Origin of the sequence: uncultured Arcanobacterium sp. (genome assembly GCF_947253055.1) — a bacterium.
GTDB lineage: Bacteria > Actinomycetota > Actinomycetes > Actinomycetales > Actinomycetaceae > Arcanobacterium_A.
This window is the reverse complement of sequence record NZ_CAMXYE010000012.1, coordinates 1-22,183: the sequence shown is the minus strand read 5'-3', so window position 1 is coordinate 22,183 and position 22,183 is coordinate 1. Positions and strand designations below refer to the sequence as shown.

Annotated in this window: 17 protein-coding genes, 2 tRNA genes and 1 other RNA gene; 5 read left to right on the top strand and 15 right to left on the bottom strand. The window is 50.8% G+C overall.

The genetic code is table 11. The features are described from left to right. Positions 1–66: 66 nt before the first annotated feature. The 4 genes from Q0X35_RS01650 to Q0X35_RS01635 form a co-directional block, all read right to left on the bottom strand. Positions 67–678, bottom strand: a complete 612-nt coding sequence (locus Q0X35_RS01650; protein WP_297564720.1) for a hypothetical protein — start codon at positions 676–678, stop codon at positions 67–69. Positions 679–692: 14 nt separating this feature from the next. Beyond that, a tRNA-Thr gene (locus tag Q0X35_RS01645) sits at positions 693–768 on the bottom strand. A 155-nt stretch (positions 769–923) separates the two neighbouring features. Then, positions 924–1,727: a thioredoxin domain-containing protein gene (locus Q0X35_RS01640; RefSeq protein WP_297564718.1), complete on the bottom strand. Its 804-nt coding sequence runs from the start codon at positions 1,725–1,727 to the stop codon at positions 924–926. Between the two features lie 146 nt (positions 1,728–1,873). Then, positions 1,874–3,505 (bottom strand): serine/threonine-protein kinase, encoded by a 1,632-nt coding sequence (locus tag Q0X35_RS01635; protein WP_297564716.1) that lies wholly within the window; start codon positions 3,503–3,505, stop codon positions 1,874–1,876. A gap of 285 nt (positions 3,506–3,790) precedes the next feature. Here Q0X35_RS01635 and ugpC point away from each other — a divergent pair, with 285 nt between their 5' ends. Further along, a complete protein-coding gene (gene ugpC / locus Q0X35_RS01630; RefSeq protein ID WP_297564714.1) occupies positions 3,791–4,918 on the top strand; it encodes an ABC transporter ATP-binding protein in 1,128 nt (375 codons plus the stop codon). Between the two features lie 158 nt (positions 4,919–5,076). Next, positions 5,077–6,360 carry a DUF4032 domain-containing protein gene (locus tag Q0X35_RS01625; protein ID WP_297564712.1) on the top strand — a complete coding sequence of 428 codons (1,284 nt, stop codon included), beginning with the start codon at positions 5,077–5,079 and terminating at the stop codon, positions 6,358–6,360. 39 nt (positions 6,361–6,399) lie between these two features. Here the strand turns inward: Q0X35_RS01625 and Q0X35_RS01620 are convergent, their stop codons facing one another. The 6 genes from Q0X35_RS01620 to ffs all read right to left on the bottom strand — a co-directional run bounded on the left by Q0X35_RS01620 (position 6,400) and on the right by ffs (position 13,135). Beyond that, complete coding sequence (locus Q0X35_RS01620; protein WP_297564710.1) at positions 6,400–7,449, bottom strand: aspartate-semialdehyde dehydrogenase; 1,050 nt, start codon at positions 7,447–7,449, stop codon at positions 6,400–6,402. Next, positions 7,446–8,723 carry an aspartate kinase gene (locus Q0X35_RS01615; protein WP_297564708.1) on the bottom strand — a complete coding sequence of 426 codons (1,278 nt, stop codon included), beginning with the start codon at positions 8,721–8,723 and terminating at the stop codon, positions 7,446–7,448. The genes Q0X35_RS01620 and Q0X35_RS01615 overlap by 4 nt, the downstream gene beginning before the upstream one ends. Before the next feature lie 124 nt (positions 8,724–8,847). Next, positions 8,848–9,471, bottom strand: coding sequence for a recombination mediator RecR (gene recR, locus Q0X35_RS01610; protein ID WP_297564706.1), 624 nt, complete (start codon positions 9,469–9,471; stop codon positions 8,848–8,850). After that, on the bottom strand, positions 9,471–11,723 hold the full coding sequence (locus Q0X35_RS01605) for a DNA polymerase III subunit gamma and tau (protein ID WP_297564705.1): 2,253 nt from the start codon (positions 11,721–11,723) through the stop codon (positions 9,471–9,473). Before Q0X35_RS01605 ends, recR begins: the two co-directional genes overlap by 1 nt. A gap of 200 nt (positions 11,724–11,923) precedes the next feature. Next, positions 11,924–12,967: a tRNA (adenosine(37)-N6)-threonylcarbamoyltransferase complex transferase subunit TsaD gene (tsaD, locus tag Q0X35_RS01600; protein ID WP_297564703.1), complete on the bottom strand. Its 1,044-nt coding sequence runs from the start codon at positions 12,965–12,967 to the stop codon at positions 11,924–11,926. Positions 12,968–13,039: 72 nt separating this feature from the next. Continuing rightward, positions 13,040–13,135: signal recognition particle sRNA small type (ffs, locus tag Q0X35_RS01595), an RNA gene on the bottom strand. A 156-nt stretch (positions 13,136–13,291) separates the two neighbouring features. On the opposite strand from ffs, the gene Q0X35_RS01590 reads away from it, so the two are divergent. After that, a tRNA-Ser gene (locus Q0X35_RS01590) sits at positions 13,292–13,379 on the top strand. Between the two features lie 135 nt (positions 13,380–13,514). On the opposite strand, the gene Q0X35_RS01585 is transcribed toward Q0X35_RS01590, so the two are convergent. Then, the gene (locus Q0X35_RS01585; RefSeq protein ID WP_297564701.1) at positions 13,515–16,154 is read right to left on the bottom strand and encodes a Rib/alpha-like domain-containing protein; all 2,640 of its coding nucleotides are present in this window, start codon (positions 16,152–16,154) and stop codon (positions 13,515–13,517) included. Between the two features lie 316 nt (positions 16,155–16,470). Here Q0X35_RS01585 and Q0X35_RS01580 point away from each other — a divergent pair, with 316 nt between their 5' ends. After that, positions 16,471–17,049: a hypothetical protein gene (locus Q0X35_RS01580; protein WP_297564696.1), complete on the top strand. Its 579-nt coding sequence runs from the start codon at positions 16,471–16,473 to the stop codon at positions 17,047–17,049. Positions 17,050–17,149: 100 nt separating this feature from the next. Beyond that, a complete protein-coding gene (locus Q0X35_RS01575) occupies positions 17,150–17,725 on the top strand; it encodes a LytR C-terminal domain-containing protein (protein ID WP_297564695.1) in 576 nt (191 codons plus the stop codon). An 82-nt stretch (positions 17,726–17,807) separates the two neighbouring features. On the opposite strand, the gene Q0X35_RS01570 is transcribed toward Q0X35_RS01575, so the two are convergent. The 4 genes from Q0X35_RS01570 to cysS all read right to left on the bottom strand — a co-directional run. Further along, entirely contained in the window at positions 17,808–19,184 is a 1,377-nt protein-coding gene (locus Q0X35_RS01570) for a uracil-xanthine permease family protein (protein ID WP_297564693.1), read from the bottom strand. A 154-nt stretch (positions 19,185–19,338) separates the two neighbouring features. After that, positions 19,339–19,824 (bottom strand): ASCH domain-containing protein, encoded by a 486-nt coding sequence (locus Q0X35_RS01565; protein ID WP_297564691.1) that lies wholly within the window; start codon positions 19,822–19,824, stop codon positions 19,339–19,341. 122 nt (positions 19,825–19,946) lie between these two features. Further along, entirely contained in the window at positions 19,947–20,924 is a 978-nt protein-coding gene (gene rlmB / locus Q0X35_RS01560; protein ID WP_297564690.1) for a 23S rRNA (guanosine(2251)-2'-O)-methyltransferase RlmB, read from the bottom strand. A gap of 18 nt (positions 20,925–20,942) precedes the next feature. After that, the coding region (gene cysS, locus Q0X35_RS01555; RefSeq protein WP_297564688.1) for a cysteine--tRNA ligase at positions 20,943–22,183 on the bottom strand (1,241 nt) is incomplete at its 5' end.

Below are 22,183 nucleotides of genomic sequence, written 5' to 3'. Positions count from 1 at the left end.
TTAGCTCATCATAGGCGGCCTTAACAGCCCCATTTGTACCCAATGAGCCATCGCCGTCAACCGCGCTCAACTGCGCGTCGGCATCTTTGCGAGCCTGCTCATATCGGTTTTAGCTTTATCCATGCCAGCTTTTGCTTGCTCACTAGCCTTGTTCAGCCGCCACTTGCCCAGGCTCTCGTTGAACTGTTCAGCATTGCTGTTTAGTTCGTCAATAGCTTTGCCGCGCTCACCTGTTAGCCCAGTGATCGCTTTAAGCTCGTTGCGGGTAGCACAACCTGGCTTAGAACTATCGGCCTTAGATTTTTCGGCCTTATCGACTGCTTTGTTTAGCTGATCTATTTGTGCCTTACCTTCGTCAGAATCGGCGTATCCATCAGCATGTGGTGCGGGCTTGACTGCCAGCTCCAATGTAGTCTTTGCGTCTGCTATAGCAGCATCGAACTGGCTAACTTGAGCAGTAAGCAGCTCAACCTGCTGAGCACACTTTTTGGCGGAAACCATACTTTTTGGCGCTTGCTTCTCGGAACCTTCCGTCAGCCTAGAAATCTGACAAACTGTGCCGAACCAGCGACGTTTCCAACAGTTAACCAACAAAGCTACCAACGCACACAAACCAGCCCTGACAAGGCGAAACACCAGATTTCGCAACACGAAAATAGGACGCTCACTTTGTATCAAAATGAGCGTCTAGATGGAGCCCCCTGTCAGACTCGAACTGACGACCTTCGCTTTACAAGAGCGGCGCTCTACCAACTGAGCTAAGGAGGCATCGGCAAGAAGCAAGCAGTTTTCTGCTCAAGCATTTCTTGCGCACTTCATTATGCCAGAAGCCCGCGCAAAAATGCCACTTAGCTATACGGTAGTTATAGAGCTACTATAGCTGGGCTACAAAGTGCCACCTGGCTGCCAAAAGTGGAATCACTCTACTTCTTTAGGGCTGCTACCTGCTTTAAGAATTCTGGCATTCCTACTTTGCTCCAGCCGCTTATCTCTTCGCCGTTTACGGTAATCGTAGGGGTGCCTTTATAGTTGTGGTCGGAAAATACTTTATTGGATTCGGCCACTACTTTCTTCCATGCTTCAGAAGTAATAGAAGCCGGTAGGTCAGCTGCTACATCTTTCGGCACCCCCGCCTTGGCGGCAATACGTGCTATCTCTTCTGCGCTCGGTGGCTCACTCTTCTCACTCATAATGTCGTAAGACTTAGCGAAAAGTGCATCGTTAAAATCTCCGAAATTATCTGGTGCATAGGTGGCAACGTAGAAAACTGCCGCCGCACCCAACTCAGAAAATTCGGTGCGCATAGTTGCTACCGGATGCTGAATTAACTGCACATCTCCGGCATTTTCATGCTCCTTATAAGCTTCTTTCGCTTCGTGATGGAGCACGATGCAATGGCTGCACATATAGTCAGCATAGATTCCCACCTGCGGCAATCCCTCTTGCGCAGCAATTGCCTTGCCGTCTTTCCCAAAAGGTATTCCGTAATCTTTAGTCACATTCTGCAATTCAGCCGCGCGCGCCGTACCGGTGTAATTTTCTTCTTTATGAGCTCCCACTATTTTTATAATCGCTACGAGGGAAATTACCAGCACTAACGCCACTATACCCCCGGCTATGAGGCGATTGCGCTTCGCTCTTTTCCGCTCCTGCTCCCGCAATGCCTGCATTTTTTCCCGCGTAGCAGCGCGGCGTTCTTTCTTCGTAAGCTTATTGCTCTTGCTCATAATTTTCTTTCCGCTCGCTTTTCCGTACTACAAATATACTTTAAGCGCTTTCCTAATCTCGCTTTAAGCGTTTTCCTAGTCTCGCTCTAAGCGCTTTCCTAATCTCGCTTTAAGCGCTTTCCTAATCTCGCTCTAAATATAGTAAATTAACTCGGCAGATTCAGAAACTGCAGCCAATTAAATTCCGGAGCGTTCTGCCAGAAAATATAGGCAGCTCCCGCAAGAGCGCCCCCAATTATCCACCAAAGAAGTTGGTAGCGGAATTCTGGAGCTATTTCTTGCCAAAGCCACCGCGATCCCAGCCGGGCCCGGGCATTAAAAGGCAGATTCCAGGAAACTGCTAAGGCGCTGGCTATTCCGATTAGTACTGCGTTCTGCAAATCGAGCACATAGGTAGAAAGGAGCCAACTCAGCACCCAGAAAATACCGGCCGCAACCGCCCCAAAGAATACGCTGCGCACTATTATCCCCGGTAAAGAAATAGGAAGCTGCATGGTTATCCATCCCCAGCCATCGCGCTGCCGGCCCTTCTTCACAAAATAGCGCACATTTTTCTGGTAGAGAGTACCGATTATATCTAAGAGAAGAAGTATCACTAGGAATGCTGCTCCTCCTGGTATCGGTGCAGCTGCCCCCACAAAGACGCTAACTACCCCCAGCAATAGTATTTGTAGACGGCAGCGCGGAAGGGCGGGTAGATAATTTTCTGCCAGCGCCATGCCAGGTTGTACTAGTAAATTCGGCGCACCATAGGCATCAGCATCTGTATCGCCATACGCATCATCGTAAGTATCGCCATACTCTTCGCCATACTCCTCGCCATATTCTCCACCATCGTTTCCGGCGTACTCCGTGGAGTCTGTGCCATAATCCTCGCTAGCTTCCCAGTTGGGAGCAGTTTCCGCCACCAAAGTAGGAGCCACGGCTGGCTGCTCCGTCTTCTGCTCCGCCCTTTGCTCCACCTCTTGCGGTGCCTTTAGCGGCGTGAGCAGTGTGGCAGCTTGATGTGGATCGGCAATTATTTCCAGCAGCTCGGCATAGGAAATACGCTGGGTAAAATCTACTGCCAATGCTTGGCAGAAAGCGGCTTGCAGAATGGGAGAGAGCCCCGGCAGGTAGGGGGGCGAATGCAGCACCCGCTGCATAATGGCTGAGGCATTTCCTTTTCCGAAAGGAGCACTGCCGGTGGCGGCATAGGCGAGCACGGCAGCTAGCGCCCACCAATCAGCTTCTTTATTTGGAGAAGCTCCCTGCAGTACCTGCGGATCGCAATATCCTGGCGTATGCGCTAAAAATCCTTGCTGCGTGAGGCGGGTATCTTCTCCTAGCTGAGCAATGCCGAAATCAATTAATACCGGCCCCGCTTTCCCTACCATCACATTGGCGGGTTTAATATCTCGATGTAAGACGCCGGCGCGGTGCACATTTTCTAAAATCTGCTGTAACTCCTGCCCGAGTCGCAGTAAATCTTCTTCCGTGTAGATGCCGTTTATCTCCACATCTTTTTCTAGAGTTAAGCCCTCCACCAACTCCGTGACGATAAATACTTCATCGGCCGCAATCTCCGCATCGATGATTTGTGCGACGCCGGAACCGGAAATTCTTTGCAACATTGCTATTTCGCGCCGCAGCCGCTCGCGCGCCGCTGGCTCCGCTGCCACCGCCGGATGGAGGCGCTTAAAAGCTACTCGCCGCCCAGCTGGATCGAGGGCTTCATAGACAGTAGACACCCCGCCCCGCCCGATACATTTTACCAGCTCATAGCCATATACTTGCATAATTTTCCAGTTGTTTATTCGCTATTTTTCACCGAGATTTTTCCCGCCATTTTCTTTTATTCTACCGTGGCTTTTTCACTCCGGCACCCGGCAGAAATCCCCGCTCTCTTCCCCGAATTTTTTCGAAAATCTTGCAAAGCCACCCATCGGCATTTACAACTATGGGCAAATATGTAGACTTAAACTTAGTAAATACGCCGAAGTATTTACCGTGCTGATTCTAACCATTCATGCACCTTTTCACTCGGATCGTCCGGCACGTACCTGCCGGTGAAGGGAATAGCGATGGCTACCGTTACATTCAAAAACGCCACTTTAATATACCCGGGAGCAGAAAATCCCGCGGTCAATGCCTTAAATCTCGAAATTAAAGACGGAGAATTTTTGGTATTAGTAGGGCCTTCTGGTTGTGGAAAATCTACTTCCCTCCGTATGTTGGCCGGATTAGAAGACGTGACTTCCGGAAATATCTATATTGGGGAGCGCGATGTGACCAATGTGAGCCCGAAAGATCGCGATATTGCGATGGTCTTCCAAAACTATGCTCTTTACCCGCATATGACGGTGGCCGATAATATGGGCTTTGCTCTGAAAATTGCGGGCGTAGATAAGGAAACTATCCGGAAGCGGGTAGAAGAAGCCGCCGCCGTATTAGATTTGACTGAATACTTAGACCGGAAACCCCGGGCTCTCTCCGGCGGGCAGCGCCAGCGCGTAGCGATGGGGCGGGCAATCGTACGGAAACCGCAAGTATTCTTGATGGACGAACCTCTCTCTAATCTGGATGCAAAACTGCGCGTACAAACTCGTACTCAGATTGCGGCTCTGCAAAGAAATCTGGGCGTCACTACCGTATATGTGACCCACGATCAGACGGAAGCTCTCACTATGGGAGATCGTATCGCCGTTTTGAAAGACGGTATTTTGCAGCAGGTAGCTTCCCCGGATGAAATGTTCTCCCGCCCCGCCAATGCTTTCGTAGCTGGCTTTATTGGATCTCCCGCTATGAACCTGGGCACCTGGAGAATAGATGGGATGCAGGCCGCCTTCGGAGAAGCGCGCATTAATCTGCCGGCGCCGGTACGCTCTGCGCTCACTGGCGAAAATGCTACCGAAGTAATCGTAGGTATCCGTCCAGAAGCCTTTAATCTGGTAAGTGCCGAGACTGAAAATGCGATTCCGCTGCACGTCACCTTTGTGGAACACCTGGGATCGGATTCCTATGTATACGGCACTATTGTGGGAGCAGAAAATGAAACCCATCTTTTCGGTTCTGGCGATAAATCTAAGACGATGACGGTGCGAGTATCCCCCGAGGTACATCCTGCCCCTGGTGAGACGGCATATATTTGCCCAGACGCCGCCTATATTCACTACTTCTCTGCCCAGAGCGGAGAGCGAATCGGCGACTAAGTACTTCGACTAAGTACTTTGCCTAAGTACTTTTCGGAAATACGCCTCCGCGCGCATTAATACGCGTCCGTGCGCATTTTCTCGAAAATACTCTTTAATATAGACGGAGGGGTGCAGTGCGTACCCCTCCGTCGCTCCATTGCCGAGAAGGGAACCTAATGGAAGAAGCTCTCGAAATTACCTCTGCCGAAGTGCTTCCTGCTCTTTTAGATTTGCCGTGGCAGCTGCCCTTGCGGGAATGGCCGGAGGAACTAATTGCTGCTCTCCCGCGCGGTATCTCGCGCCACATGGTGCGTTTTGTAAAATTAGATGGCCATATTTTGGCAGTAAAAGAGATAGATGAGGCGCTGGCACGCCATGAATACGATATGTTGCGCCAGCTCAACCGGCTGAATGCTCCCTGTGTAGAGCCACTCGCCGTCATCTCCCACCGCTTCACCGCCAGTGGTGAAGCTCTGAATTCCGTGCTTATTACCCATCATCTTCCCTATTCTTTGCCTTACCGAGCCGTATTCGGGCAGGCAGCTATTCGCCACTCGACTGTGGATAGGCTTATTGACGCCTTAGCTGTATTGATTGTGCGCCTGCATCTGCATGGCTACTATTGGGGAGATATTTCTCTTTCAAATACTCTTTTCCGGAGAGACGCCGGAGAATTTGCCGCCTATCTGGTGGACGCAGAAACTGGATCATTGCAGGCTACTCTCTCTGCCGGCCGGCGGGAAAACGACGTAGATATTGCGCGGACGAATATCGTCGGGGAACTGCTGGATCTGCAAGCGGGTGGAATTCTCGATACGGGATTCGATGCAATTGCTATTGGTAATCGCCTCCAGGCTCAGTATTCTTCTCTTTGGAAAGAACTCACTTCAGAAGAATCCTTTGCTCTCACGGAGCGGTGGCGGGTAGATAATCGAATCCGCCGCCTCAATGAACTGGGATTCGACGTAGGCGAATTAGCTATGAAGACCGATAGAAACGGCACTTTCCTCTCTATTCACCCGAAAGTGGTAGATGCTGGGCATTATTCGCGGAAATTGATGCGCCTCACTGGCTTGGATGTAGAAGAAAAACAGGCGCGGCGCATGATGAATAATATGGAGCAGTTCCGGATGCTGCCCGAGAATCAGGGGCAACCGCTTTCGGTGGTGGCTCATCAGTGGTTGGCAAAAGTCTACGAGCCGACGGTGCGAGCTATTCCGCGCGAATTACGCGGAAAATTACAGCCCGCGCAGCTTTTCCACGAGATACTTGACCACCGCTGGTTCATCGCCGAAAATGCCGGGCACGATATTTCACTGCCCGAAGCCGTGCAATCTTATATTGAGAATGTGCTCAAAGATCGCCCGAATGAGGCAGCGGTGCTCACGGAAACGAATTCCCAGCTACACCCCGATATTGCCAGCAGTCTTTCAGAAGACTGGTCTGGATATATGGCTTAAAAATCAGCCCGTGCTGCTATTTACGCGCCGTGCTGCTATTTACGCGCCGCGCAACTCTGCAATCAGCAATTCTGCCAACTGCACAGTGTTCAGAGCCGCACCTTTTCGCAGGTTATCGCCCACCACAAACAGCGCCAGCCCGCGCCCGTCTGGCACGGATTGATCTTGCCGGATGCGCCCTACGAGGCAATCATCTACTCCAGCACCTTGCAAAGGAGTAGGCACATCCACATATTTCACACCTGGAGCGCTCTTTAGCAGCTCAATCGCCCGTTCAGGGCTAATAGGAGCTGCAAATTCGGCATTAATACTCAAGGCGTGAGCAGTAAATACCGGCACGCGCACACAAGTCCCAGCTACCGGCAAATTCGGAATCCCCAGAATACGCCGCGTTTCGTTCCGCAGTTTCTGCTCTTCGTCGGTCTCTCGCGAACCATCTTCCACAAGATTTCCCGCCCACGCTACTACGTTAAAAGCAATCGGAGCCACATAGGGGGTAGTATCGGCCGGATGGCTAATCGCATTGCCGTCCAGAGCCAAGCCTTCCAAGTTTTCGGCTGCACCGCGGCGAGTCTGCTCTGCCAGTGCCTGCACGCCTTTCACACCCGAGCCGGAAACTGCCTGGTAGGAAGAAACTATTAGCCGCTGCAATTGCGCTTCATCGTGCAGCACTTTTAATACCGGCATAGCGGCCATAGTGGTGCAATTCGGATTAGCGATAATTCCTTTCGGGCGGTTGCGCAGATCCTGCGGATTTACTTCCGATACCACGAGCGGCACTTCCGGATCTTTTCTCCAAGCAGATGAATTATCTACCACCAGCGCTCCGGCTTGCACAAATTTCGGCGCATACTCTTTCGATACGCTGGCACCCGCCGAGAAAACTGCTACGTCTATTCCCGAAAAATCTGCTTTCGCGATATCTTCTACGACTATTTTCTGCCCACGGAAATCTAGCTCTTTACCTGCGGAACGTGCAGAAGCAAAAAACCGGAGTTTTTCGGCCGGTACCTTCCGTTCCGCAATTAGCGTACGCATCACTTGCCCTACCTGCCCGGTAGCGCCTACCACTGCTAATGTAATACTCATCTTCCCGTACCTCCGTATACGATTACTTCGCCCTCTGAATCTAAATTAAAGGCTGTATGCACTACTTTTACTGCCTCATCGAGCTGACTTTCCAAAAGCACTACCGAAATACGAATTTCCGAAGTAGAAATCATATCGATATTAATTCCTGCTTCTGCCAAGGCGTCGAAAAGCCGTGCCGATACTCCCGGATGCGAGCGCATTCCCGCGCCAACCAACGAAAGAATACCTACGCCTTCATTAGATTTGAGCTTGGTAAATTTTAATTCATCCTGCGCTGCCTCTAGGGCACTAAAAGCAGCCGGCACATCGTCTTTCGGCAAGGTGAAAGAAATATTTGCCGAATTAGCTGCATTAGTAGGAGTATTTTGCACAATCATATCGATATTTACATCTGCACTCGCCACAATCGCGAAGAGCCGCGCCGCCGTGCCTGGTTCGTCTGGAACACCCACTACCGTAATTTTTGCCTGCGATTTATCGTGGGCAATCCCGGAAATCATCGGGGCTTCATTCTTGCCATCTAGATATTTCTCGTCTTTCTCTTCCACAATCCAGGTTCCTTCCTTATCGGAAAACGATGAACGCACATGCAATGGCACCCGATAACGGCGGGCATATTCAACTGCGCGTAAATGTAAAATTTTTGTGCCGTGAGCAGCTAACTCTAAAGTCTCTTCATAGGTGAGCGCGGGCTGTTTATGAGCCGTAGGGGCAATACGCGGATCAGCTGTGAACACCCCGTCTACATCGGAAAATATCTCACAATAATCCGCTCTTAACGCCGCCGCGAAAGCTACTGCCGTGGTATCAGAACCACCGCGCCCCAGGGTAGTGACGTCGTCACTATCCGTATTCACTCCCTGGAAACCGGCAATTACGGCAATACCGCCTTCGCGAATGGTACGAGCTATGCGCTCCGGCACTACTCCCACAATAGAGGCTTTGCCGTAAATCTCATTCGTAAGTAACCCAGCCTGCTGGCCAGTAAAAGCATTCGCCGGTACTCCCAGATCCGATATTGCCATTGCCAGCAGCGCCATCGAAATTCTTTCTCCCGCCGTGAGGAGAATATCCATTTCGCGCGCGCGCGGACGGGGAGTGACGGAACGAGCTAAATCGATAAGGTCGTCGGTGGTATCTCCCATTGCCGAAACAATTACCACTACCTCATTACCTTGGTTATAAGTATCTACTATCCGCCGCGCTACCCGTCGAATAGATTCTGCATCCGCTACGGAAGATCCGCCGAACTTTTGTACAACTAGGCTCACTAGTGCTCCTTATTAACTTTCCCTTACTTCAGTCTAAAGGAGAAAAGCAAGCGTTTCGGGCTACTCTCCTCGCTGCCAGCATTACGTTAGTCACGTTTTGCTTACTATAGTCACGTTTTGCGTGCTATTTCGTTTCGTCTGGAGAATAAAGACGCCGACGCCCCTCTAGCGCACGCGAAATAGTAATTTCATCGGCATACTCCAAATCACCGCCAATAGGTAACCCAGAAGCTAGGCGCGAAACTATCACACCCAGCGGCGCTAAATTAAGCGATAAATAGGTGGCGGTGGCTTCTCCCTCTACATTCGGGTCAGTAGCGAGAATTACTTCTTTAATATTTCCCTCTGCTAATCGTTGGTAGAGTTCGCGAATACGTAAATCTTCCGGCCCCACCCCGCCTATTGGATCAATAGCGCCGCCTAATACGTGGTAGCGGCCGCGAAATTCCCGCGCTTTTTCAATTGCCACTAAAGCGCGCGAATCTTCCACTACACAGAGCACGGAATCGAGCCGGCGCGGATCGGCGCAAATGCGGCATATTTCTGCTTCGGTCACGTTTCCGCACACGCTGCAATAACGCACTTTTTCTTTTACGGCTTGCAGTGCCTCTACCAGCGTCTGCACTTCCGCATCGTCTACCTCTAGTAGATGAAAAGCAATTCGCTGCGCGCTTTTCGGGCCAATTCCCGGCAGTCTTCCTAATTCAGTAATAAGCTCCTGTACTGCTCCATCATAAATGCCTGCCATTAAGCGCCATCCTTAGCAGATTGCCTGCCGATTATTTTTCCATCAAATTTTTTCAAAACGACTTTTAATCCCACTACTTCAGATTGATCAATTACTGGATCATCTGCCGATACTTCTGCCTCTTCCCGCGCTGCTATTTCTTCTGCACTCGGCTGCGGCGGCGCAGCTTTTTCGGCGCTTTCGGCTTGTCCGGTTTTTCCAGCTTTCCCAGCTTGCCCGGCTTGCTCGACTTGCTCAGCTAACCCGGATTTCTCAGCTAACCCAGCTTGCCCAGCTTTCCCAGTTTTTCTATTTTTCGCAGCTGGGCGCTTCGGAGGTAATTTCGGCATATCTTTCGCATAGAAAGGCCTTTCGGAAGGGATTTCCGCTACAGACGCCACCGCTACTGCCGCCGCAGATGCCACTGCAGATTCCTCCACAGAAATCGCCGGCTTTTCCTTCGGAGATTCGAGAAGTTGCCCGAGCACTCCAGCCGGATCCCCAGTTTCTGCAGTTTCGGTAGCTTCCACAGTTTCCGTAGTTTCTGCAGTTTCCTTAGTCTCCGCGGCTTCCTTAGTCTCTGTATTTTCCGCATTTTGCTCGGCGTCACTAGCCGGCGCTGCCGGCGCTACCACTCCCGCTAGCCGCTTTTTCCAGCCAGTATGCTGATAAATGGCCATAGCTAGAGCGTTCAAAGCCGGAATCGTTTTATTGAAATGCTGAGCCTGCGCCGCGCTAGGGAAAGCTATACTCACTACCGCTCCCGCTACTTGCGCTATTCCACTTGCCGGCGCTAAGACTTCGGCTGCGGCCGCAGAGGTATTCGCCGCTTGCTCTTTAATAGCTTCCCACTGTGCCGCTATTTGCTCCTGCTCAGCCTTATCACCTTTATTGCCCAGATTATCTCCCGAATTTGCTCCGGTAGACGCCGAATTGCCGCTACCCGCCGGCGCGGAATTGGCGCCAGGTTGCGGCGAATTGGGCGGCACGGGCGGCATACTAGACGTATTCACTGCACTAGGCATCTGCGGCGTACTAGGCATATTGGGCATTGCCCGCCGGCGCGGATCTTCCATCGGCTTTGCAAAAGGAGGAGGCGTTTGCTTCTGCCCAGCTCCAGCGCTAGCATCCCCATTCGCCAGCGATTTCACTTCTTGCGTATCACGCGATTTTTGCTCATCTACCAGCAACCGCGCACAGAGCAACTCCAGCTGCAAGCGCGGTGCCGTAGCGCCAACCATAGAATTAAGCGCTTCATTCGTAAGATCGGCACAGCGAGAAGCACGCCGCGCACCCATTTTCTGTGCCTGCTCCTGCATATGCGCATAGGTATCTGCCGGTACCGAAGAAAAGACATCTCCCGCAGCTTCTCCCGCGAGCGCAATGATTATTAAATCGCGGAATCTCTGCAGTAAATCCTCTACGAAACGGCGCGGATCGTGGCCCGAATGCACTATTTTATCTACTACGGTAAAGAGCTCTGCTCCGTTTCGCTCTCCAATAGCTACTACTGCGTCATCAATTAAATGCGCCGAGGTGTATCCCAGCAGAGCTACGGCACGTTCGTAATCTAAAGTATCGCCTTGGGAACCGCCAATTATTTGATCTAGCACGGAAAGCGTATCGCGTACCGAACCGGTGCCGGCACGTACCACTAACGAGAGTACATCTTTTCCCGCTTTTATCCCTTCCGCTTGGCAAATCTGCTCCAGGTATTCGAGCAGAATAGGCGGCGGCACTAGGCGAAATGGATAGTGATGGGTACGGGAGCGAATAGTGCCGATTACTTTTTCTGGCTCGGTCGTGGCAAAAATAAATTTAACGTGTGCCGGCGGCTCTTCCACCAGTTTCAATAATGCATTAAAACCCTGGTTGGTAACCATATGGGCTTCGTCAATAATAAAAATCTTGTATCGATCACGCACCGGAGCAAATCCCGCTTGCTCCCGCAATTCGCGCGCATCGTCTACTCCGCCGTGCGAAGCCGCATCCAGCTCTACCACATCTAAAGATCCAGATCCGGAACGAGCCAATTCCTTACAAGAATCACATTTTCCACAGGGAATAGCGGTGGGATATTCGGCGCAATTTAAGCACCGAGCCAGAATGCGCGCAGAAGTAGTCTTGCCGCAGCCGCGCGGTCCAGAAAATAAATAGGCATGCGTAGTATTGCCGGATGCGAGAGCTGCCATAAGCGGCTCCGTCACATGCTCTTGGCCAATTACTTCCGTAAACGTTTCCGGCCGATAACGCCGGTACAGGGCAATACTCACGCTTTTATTCTACGCAATTTTCCGGCTGGCCGCTTTTTCTAAAACAAATGGCTAGGAAAAGCAGTTCTCTGCCCGCCGCAGCTACCAATTGTGTAAAATACCGCGCTGAGCAGGAGAATATAAATTTCGCTGCCCAGCCGCTGCTTTGCCGCTACCCAGTTGCTAGATAGCCGCTGGATAACTGCCAGATAGCTGCTTGACTAGTGGATAATAGTGATATCGCGCGGCATTCCGGTATCGACCGTAATATCGAGTGGCGACGGCTCCACACCGTTACGCACCATCTCCCAACCAAGTGCCGCAATCATCGCTCCATTATCGGTGCAGTAGCGAATAGGCGGAATACGCACTTCAATGCCATGGCGCTCTCCACGCTCTAGCGCCAATTCCCGCAACCGAGAATTAGCCGAGAATCCTCCCCCAATTACTAAAGTATCGCAGCCATTGCGCAGGCAAGCTTCAATAGCTTTTGCCGAAAGAGCATCATCTACTGCTTCGGAAAAACCGGCCGCAATATCGGCTTTAGGGATTTCCTCTCCGCGCGCTTCCAAACCTTCGATATGGCGCGCCACCGCCGTCTTTAACCCAGAGAACGAATAATCATAAGGATGCTTTTCTTTATTTTTCGCAGAGGAAAGTGCCCGCGGGAATCGAATCGCTTCTCTATTTCCCTGCTGCGCTAACCTATCGATATGCGGGCCACCTGGATAAGGCAAACCCAGCAGCCTCCCCACTTTGTCGAAAGCCTCGCCAGCAGCATCATCTAAAGTGCCACCCAGCTCTACCACGTCTGTGGCGATATTACGCACCAGCAGCAAGTGGGAATGCCCGCCCGAAACTACCAGTCCTACAAATTTTTCCGGCAAATCTCCGTGCACAAGCTCATCTACCGCCAGGTGAGCGATAATGTGATTAACCCCGTAGAAAGGCTTTCCCAGCGCAAAAGCCAAGGCCTTTGCCGCACTCACTCCTACGATCAAAGATCCTATTAGACCAGGCCCCGCGGTAGCGGCCACGGCATCTACTTCCGCTAACTCCACTCCCGCTTTATCCAGTACTGCCTGCAGCGTAGGAAGAAAAGACTCTAAATGCGCGCGCGAGGCAATCTCTGGAATTATTCCACCATAGCGGGCATATTCATCCATCGAGGTAGCTGTGACGTCCGCCAGCAGTTCCCCGTTGCGCACCAAGGCAATACCCGTTTCATCGCAAGAAGTTTCTATCCCTAATACAAGTTCATTCACGTGCATATTGTAACGCTTCTGCCCACGCCCTGTTTATTTATAGATATTTAGTGAGAAGCTCAGCAATAAAAATATAAAGACTCCTCACGCACCCGCCAGAGCTTATGTGCCCTTGCTGCATTCCTGCCCTGGGGGATTCCACAAGATAGCGCCACATGAGGAGCCACTGCCTATAATACGGGATTTTCCGCTCGGAGTCCTCTCCACGAGACGATGAGAGTAAAACCACCTCGCTTCTAACTCACCGACTTTCTTTTTTTCGCGCCCTCCAGTTAGAATGAGTATCTGTGTTCACTTTATAAATTCTATAAAGTAGATGCCCGAGGAGGATTCGCCTAGTGGCCTATGGCGCACGCTTGGAAAGCGTGTTGGGTTAACGCCCTCGGGGGTTCGAATCCCCCATCCTCCGCCAGCCACCCCGCTGAATCGTTGATTTGGCGGGGTTTTCCTTTATTTTAAGCTGAAAAACGGCGGCGGGCAGTTTGGAGAAACTGCCCGCCGCACGTATCGATTACCGAGTTTTTAACTCCGCATCAATAGCAGTGAATTAATCTGCTCGGCGAGAACGCATCCCGATACCGGCACCCATTAGCACAGCTGCCAAGGCAAATACTCCAGCTGCTCCCGGAGCTCCCGTCTTCGGTAACTTACCGGTAGCAGTAGTCTTGCCGTTATCGGCAGTCGGAAGCGGGCAGCCCCGCTCATTTACCGGGGTGCCTGCCGGAGTACCTGGGCAATCATCATCTTTATCCCGTACTCCATCGCCATCTTCATCGTTCCAGATATCTACCACAGCATCGTCAATTACATGCTTGCCGTCTGCAGTTTTGACGGTGAGCAGAATCTTATCGCCGTCTTTCGCATTCTTCGGAGTCACATGCAGAGCATCTTTCACCCCATCTGCGCCTGCAGCAAATTCCGCTTCGCCATTACCCTTCACCACAATCTGAGCACCGGCCGGAAGTTTCGTGACCTTTCCTGCTACCGGATTTCCTTGATAATCCCGTAGATCGTTATCTCCCACATTGGGTAAATCAATCGGAGTTTTTACATCCGTGACGCCGTCATTCCACTTCGGAAGCGGGCACCCATCATTGAAATCTGGGCCAAACACGGTGGGGCAAAAATCCTCTCCGTTTTGCGGATTATCTGGATCATTGGGATCCGGTAAGCCATCTCCATCAGTATCTTTCAATACCTTAAACGGAGCTATTCCGGTGCGCACGCTGCCATCTTTGAAGGTAGCCTTCATAGGAATAAAGAAATCTTTGCCGGCTTGTTCCGCCGTAGTCTGCAAAGTGATTTTACCCGTCTCCGCATCAATACTTGCCGTGCCCGGAGCAGCCGCATCTGCCGCTGCCTCCGCCAGCTCATACTTTACTACCTGCTTCTTTACTTCTGCCGAATTAGCCGTACTACCTTTAGCATCTGCAAATTCTGGCTCTCCAGATACTGCCGATTTACCGGGTAAGACCTTCGTCAGCTCGTAAACAGGTGTATTGCCAATCGCCGCAGTAAATGAATCCGCAGCCAGCGCAACACCACGCTTACCATCTGCATAGGCGTAAAGAATAGCCGTATAGGAGGTAGTACCCTTGAGGTCAGCTGCTACTTGATAGTCGCAAGAGGGAAGCCCTCCATTTCTATCTGCGCTTACCGCATCACAGGTTTTCACCACCTTGCCCGTTTCGGTCTCTGTCCACTCAATTTGATATTGCAATTTATTTACCGCTTCGGTCGGCAAACCAGTGGTAGCTGTATGCGCAGTATCACCCGGCTTTGCAAAGTTATCCGTAATATTGTACGGATAGACATCAAAGCCGCTTGATTCGGGCGTGAAGCTCAAATTGCTTTGATTTAGATTCCATATTTTCCAAGAAATAGATTCACTCAGATAGCCGTTCATATGCCAGGGGCTGGTAATTCCTACTCCGGGAGTGTACGAGGTGGAAATAAACATCCAATCTTTATTGATATGCTTCTGCTCGCCCACGGGGGTAGCTCCCCAAGATCCAGTATCTGCACTGAGCGCTAAAGTGTGCAAGCGATCTACTTCTTCTTGAGTCCACAAGCCGCCTACCTTTGCGCTCGTATCCCAAGCCGAGCCCCAAATACCTTTGAACTGGGCTACATACTTCCCGGTAGCCGGATCACTATCCACCGTTACCGATTCCGCTATCCACTTTTTTTTGCCCTCTTTGGCCATTTCGCGCTTGATCCAATTTTGTAGCTTTGCTTCCCAGACGGAATTCCACTTCAAATCGCGAATCTTGCCATCGAACCTAATTGCGGCTGGGCCGTCAGAATAAATGCGCTGCAGAGCGTAATCAGAAAGATAGGAAATAGTGACTTTTGAATTTGCCGGAATATCGGAAGAATTCTTCGAATTGATATTCGACCAAGATACGCCGCTGACCAAACGATCTAGATTCCAGAAAACTGTGCCTTCAATAAATCCACCCGCTTGTTTAGCTTCCGTGGCCGCTGGCTTATCTAAATGCATTACTTCCGGTTTGGGAGCTTCCCCGAAAGCGATATTTACGTTCGTTAATTTCTTAGTAGCAAGATTCCAATCTGCCCGATTCGCCACATCACTAATCGGCACATTTGGCCAAAGAGTGCCCATAGTGTAGTTGTAGAGCACCGCATAGGTCTTATTATCGGGGTTCTCCGCCCACACTCTTACTTTCTCAGCTTGGCCGAGCATCGGATTGGCATCAAATTCTAACTTCTTCGCATTAGCCATATTCACTGGCTTCATAGCGATATTAAATTCACCTTTTTCATCGGTAACGGCCCAGTAAATAGGAGAAGCTCCGCGCTTTTCCAACCATTGGGCATATACACGCACGCCTTTCATCGGTATTGGCCGCGATGCTGAGTTTATTCCGTCATTAAGTGCGCCTCCACGCCGAAAGAGTACGGTCCCGGAAATGCTATTCTTCGCACCTTTCTCGGCAGGAGATTCAATAGTACCCGCCATCGGCGACGCTCCCGGAGTGAAAGTGAGTACGGTATCTTCTTCCGGACTTTGATATACGGGATTGTTACCTGGTGGAGCAGCTTGCGCCTGCGTAGCGAAAATACCTCCACCTAATAGCGCTATACATCCCAAAAAAGCAGCAGCTTTTATCGAAATCGCTCGGGTGAATCGCTTCTCACTCGAACGGTTAAATCTTACTTTCATCTTCTCCCCTAACAAATTCTCCCTTAACAAATGCGATATAAAGCAAGACACCTATTTAATAGTGATCACCAGCGATCTTGTGTCTAAAACTCGATAACTAATTTATATTTAATTTTTCACTTCTTGACGCCCCTGCTTGGTGCACCAAACTATGCCGCAGCTAATTTTTTACTGCCCACATATAGTGACTTTTGCTACTATTCTGCACCAAAAAAGAGGGTTTCGTCAATCTATTTAGGACTTTAATCTCAAATTAAAAATAAGTTAATTGTTTAAACTATTGAAATTAATTTAGTACTTTAAGTATCATACAATTGTGCAACTTTCTGATATCCAACAAGCTATACTGCAGCATCTGCAAGAACTCAATTCTTGGGCAGATATAAACTCTATTGCCCAGACTGTAGACGTGCACCCAAATTCGGTACGTAATGCACTGCGAAAATTGAATTCCTACGGATACATAGAGCGCAGTCTGCAGCGAGACGGAAATAAAGGCCGCCCACTTTTCATCTACCGCGCCAGCACCGGCCAGATTCCTTTTTTTGAAAAAGTAAATTCTTCTATCGCCACTGGTGGCCCCAATGAAAAAGCTCTCCTAGAAGCACTTCTACGCGGAGAATACTACGGCAGCCTGAGCGATTCTTCGAATCTGGAAGCTGACGTGGCCAATACCTTGCGCCGCATGGGAATGGAAGTACATCTCGAGAACGGCAATATCTGTGTAGTTTCTCGTTATTTCTACGACCTAGAGAGCATAGTTCCCGGAATTCAAGAGCGGACTTTTAAATTCTTTATTCAAGAAGCTATCGGAGAACGCGGAGTCGTAAAAGTAGTAGATTCTTTCAGCTCTGCGAGTGCACATACCTCCGTACTGCAAATTCTTACTTTTTAATACGGCTTTTTAGATACTGGATTTTCTATACACTCTCCCCAGAAGCTAATTCTCCCTTTCTGCCTACCTTCACTACTTTTCCTGATATAGATTAGAAACTGTGAAAACTACTGAGCCTTCCTCATCCGAGCGCACCGCTTATCAACAGCACCGCACCGCGCGGCAAATACGCCTCTTTACCCGAATAGGTGCCGTGATGGTGTGCCTACTCTTCCTCAATACTCTTTTTTGGACGGGCGTACTTCCTTTTCCTTTCCACGGCCTAGCTAAAGAAACTTCTGCACAGCAGCTGATTCCTTGCCCACCGAAGAATATGCAGGCAAAAAAGCTAGCAGAAATAACTGCCAAAGTATTTAACGCCGGAAGTGAGAGCGGCTTGGCGGGCGAAGTAGCCGAAGCACTCCAAGATCAAGATGTGCAAGTGGCAGAAGTAGGCAACTGGGAGGGCCCCGCTTTAACTGCTCCGGTGCTGCTGATTACTACAAAAAAGAATCTCGCCGCCGCCTATACCTTGCGCGCTTTCTTCCCGGATGCCACTATTCAGCTAAGTGAGGAGAAAAAACTCGATTCAGTAAATATAGTAATTGGCAATAACTGGGATTCCATGCATAAAAATCCGCAAGAAAAGGACTTTCAAAAAGCGGCAGAGCCGCTCTCAGGTTGTGTGGAACCTTAAAGAGCGGCTCTGCGCAGTTAAGAATAGCGCAAACTAAGAATTTTTCTTTGCTTTATTCTCCTGTTCGTTATTCCCCTGTTCCTTATTTCTCTACGGAAAAATCTCTGCGCAGTGCGCCCGGTTCTAGTTCTGCACCAGCCGGAGCGGAGGCCGGAGAAGCTGCTTCCATAGAGGTACCGCGCCAGCGCGAAATAGCCCGCATGGTGTGGTAGATGATGATGGCAGCGAAAGAACCGAGGGCAATTCCTTCGAATACCATATCTCCCCAGTGCAAGGTGTAGTTAGCGATTGCGAGTACCATTGCCACAGCAGCCGTATTGAGATTCACTGGATCAGAGAAATCTACTCGATTCTGTACCCAGATACGCACGCCCAGCATACCGATCATGCCGTAGAGGACGGTGGCCGCGCCGCCGAGTACCCCCGGAGGAATAGTCGCAATGAGCTGCCCGAACTTAGGTAGCATAGAGAGACCGAGCGCAATCACTGCCGCCACTACGTAGGCAGCGGTAGAGTAGACGCGCGTAGCGGCCATTACCCCGATATTCTCTGCGTAAGTGGTGGTACCGGAACCGCCGCCGGCTCCGGCAAACATGGTGGAGATACCGTCGGCAAAGAGTGCCCGCCCGGTGACGTCGTCGAGATTTTCACCCGTCATTGCCGAAACCGACTTTACGTGACCCACATTTTCCGCAATCAATACCAGCACTACCGGCACAAATAAGCCGAGCAGCGAAAGGTCAAAAGCCGGGGCGCGGAAAGCCGGAGCGCCCAGCCAGGAGGCGTCTGCGATACCTGCGAAATCTACTTCACCGCGAATTACCGCCATAATATATCCGGCTATTACCCCGATTAAGATGGAGAGCCGGCCAATAATTCCTTTGAACAGTACCGTGACCAGCAATACGGTAATGACTGTGGTGAGCGCGGTGATAGGAGCCTGTTTTACGTTGTTCCATGCGGCAGGCGCTAAGTTGAATCCGATTAAAGAAACGATTGCTCCGGTGACGATGGGAGGCATTAACCTATCAATCCAGTGTGCGCCCGCAAAATGTACCACTAAGCCGACCAGCGCCAAAGTGGCGCCGACGGCGATCACGCCGCCTTGAGCTAGAGCAGCTTTATCCGGATCTAGGGGCGATCCGCCGCCCGCTATATAGCCGGTGACAGCGCCAATCGGAGCAATTAGGGCGAAAGATGATCCCAGATAAGAGGGGAGCCGCCCGGAAGTTATCAACATAAAAAGAATGGTTCCGAATCCGGTGAAGAACAAAGTCGTCGAGGGATCGAAACCAGTCAATAGCGGGACCAGGAAGGTGGCTCCAAACATTGCCACCACGTGCTGGGCACCAATGCCGATTGTAATCGGCCAGGCCATTCGTTCATGCGGGGTAACCACTTCCCCCGGGGCTATGTGCCGCCCATCTCCGTGTAGCGACCACCCAAATTTTTTCTTCATCAGCAACCTCTCCTCTGGTAGTTTTGCTTCCCCGCCATCGTAATGGGAAAAAGTAAAGTAGCCAAAGCTAGGCACTGTTAAAGTATTCACGCGCTAAAAAGCAGCGCGCGAGCGAAAAAAGTGTAAGAATTAAGTGGTGTTTTTCTTTTAGGGGTTAAGCTACGTAAATCGCTTTTATATGCTCTATAAGCACCGAATCTTTTTCCGAAAATTCTCTTCCCTGCTGCCCGCATTCCGCACTGAATATTTTTCGGTATTTCTCCTGCCAGGATGCTAAAGATTCCTCTCCCGCGGCCCGCGCAATCTCCTCCGTTATTTCCTGAAAAGGTATTTTTTCACTGCATTCAGTCACTAATAGCGCGCGCGGATTTCCTCTCCCGTCGCAAAGAATCGCCATATCGCCCCGTTCCGGATAGGGGACACCTTCCATCTCATATGATGGGATATAGCTACAGAATACTTTTTTCTTTCCCGAAACTACCGCTTCCAGAAAAGCATCGGCCTCCGCCTCCGTATCTCCACCGGCAAAAGCCACCGGGCAAAGCGCAGTTAGCTCCTTTTGCCCCGAAAACGCCGTATCCGGATCTAAACGCGCCGCATTTATCGCATGTATCCAGAAAGCCTCTAATTTATTTTCCATACGTAATCTCTCTATAAATAATCTTTTACCGCAACGCCTCTCAGCTACCTAGCGATGTATCTTTAACCACGCACCCACGCACCCACGCACCCACGCAACCACGCAACCACGCACGCGCGCCGTTAACTCTGCGTGCTTCCTGCCCGCCGACCATCTATTTCATACAAAGCAATACCGGTGGCCACAGCTGCATTCAACGATTCTACCTGCGAATTTATCTCAATAGCTGCTCGCACATCACACTGCTCCGCCACTAATCTCGATAGCCCTTTCCCTTCTGCACCCGTCACTATTACCAGAGGCATATCGGCGAGATTTACTTCTCGGAGCATGGCGTCGGCTTCTCCCGTCAATCCGATTACGAAATACCCTGCTTCCTGTAAATACTGCAGCGCCCGCACTAAATTAGTTTCTCGCGCTACCGGCACATGCGCCAAAGCTCCCGCAGATACTTTCCACGCAGCCACATTCACACCTGCCGAACGCCGCTCGGGAATCAACACACCGTCTGCATTAAAAGCAGCCGCAGAACGAATCACCGCTCCTAAATTATGCGGATCAGTCACGGAATCTAAAGCCACAATCAACCCCGGCCGCGCCTTTTCCGCACTTATATCCACTAGTTCTTGCACATCGGCATACTTATACGGCGGCACTTCTATCGCAATACCCTGATGCACAGCCTGCTCACTCATGCGATCTAGTTCGCGCCGGCTCACCTCTACAATCGGAATTCCCTGTTCGGTAGCGTGCACCGCCGCCCGCGTAATGCGCTCGTCATTTTCAAAATCGTGCACTAGAAAAAGCCGTAGATAATTAACTCCCGCTTCCACTGCCTCTAATACCGGATTACGCCCTACTACTAATTCGTGACTCTTGGGAATCTGCAGAATTTTCCGCAGCTGGGCCGTCTTTGCCTTTGCCGCCTTTTCTTCTAATTCTTTCTTCCGTTTATAAGCCGGATGATAGGTACGGTTTTCTGCTTTTGGCGTCGGCCCGCGGCTCTTTCGATGCCCCCGAGTCTTTCCACCCGAGCCGATGGTGCTTCCCTTTTTTCTACCTTTGCGCACGGCGCCGGGGCCTCCAAAATGATTAGCCATTATTTTCTGCCCTCTTCGTTATTTTCCACTGATTTTCCAATGGGCGCCCTGCGCGCTATCTTCTACCGTAATGCCAGCCGCCAGCAAAGTATCACGTAAAGAATCAGCAACTGCCCAATTCTTTTCCGCCCGCGCCGCTGCTCGCTGCGCCAGCAATCTATGCACCAATACATCTAATGCTTCTTGATAGCGCGAACTAGCCGTATCTTCCTCCCGCCACGGAGCCGCCAAAGAATCTAGACCTAGTACATCTAGCATTGCGCGCACTTCCAGCTGGCATTTCTGCACTTCGGCAACTTTTCCGGCCGCGAGCGCGTTATTGCCCACCTTCACTACTTCGTGTATGACGGCGAGCGCTCCCGCCACATTTAAATCGTCATTCATCGCTGCTTGGAAATCCGCTGGGAATTGCGTGGCAGGAAGTTCAGCAATTTCTGCCCGAGCTATTTCCCCACTCATCTCCGCAGCTCTTTTCACAAAGCCACTCAACCGCTCCCAAACTGCTGCTGCTTCCAGCAAGGTTTCTTCTGAATACGCCACCGTGGAGCGATAGTGCACCGTGCCGAGAGCCAGACGCACTAAAGCGGCCGGATATTCTTGCAAAATGCTTTCTACGAGAAGCGAATTTCCCAAAGATTTACTCATCTTCTCGCCTTTAATAGTGACCCAAGCGTTATGCATCCAGTAGCGCGCGAATCCACAACCCGCTCCGTGCGCTTGTGCTTGTTCGTTTTCATGGTGTGGAAAACGCAGATCTATGCCGCCGCCGTGAATATCGAAACTTTTACCTAAATATTTTTCACTCATGGCAGTGCACTCTAAATGCCAGCCGGGGCGGGCAGCTCCCCAAGGAGTTTCCCACGCTGCACTGGCCGGTTCGCCCGGTTTAGGTGCCTTCCAGAGTGCAAAATCGTAGGGAGAACGTTTATCTTCTTCTATATCGCTGGTATCTACATGCAGCTCAGCCAGAGATTGGCGCGTCAGCGAACCATAATCGGCGAGAGAAGCTACGTCGAAATACACATTTCCCGCATTTCCCGCATAGGCGTGCCCATTTTGCATAATACGCTGCGTAAGTGCGATCATCTCCGGAATATGCCCCGTCGCCCGCGGTTCATAGGTAGGGGGCAAGACGCCTAAGGCGTTATAGGCGGCGGTAAACTCTTTTTCATATTTATAGCCCCACGCCCACCACGGCGCTCCGGCGGCACTCGCCTTAGCTAAAATTTTATCGTCAATATCTGTCACATTGCGGATAA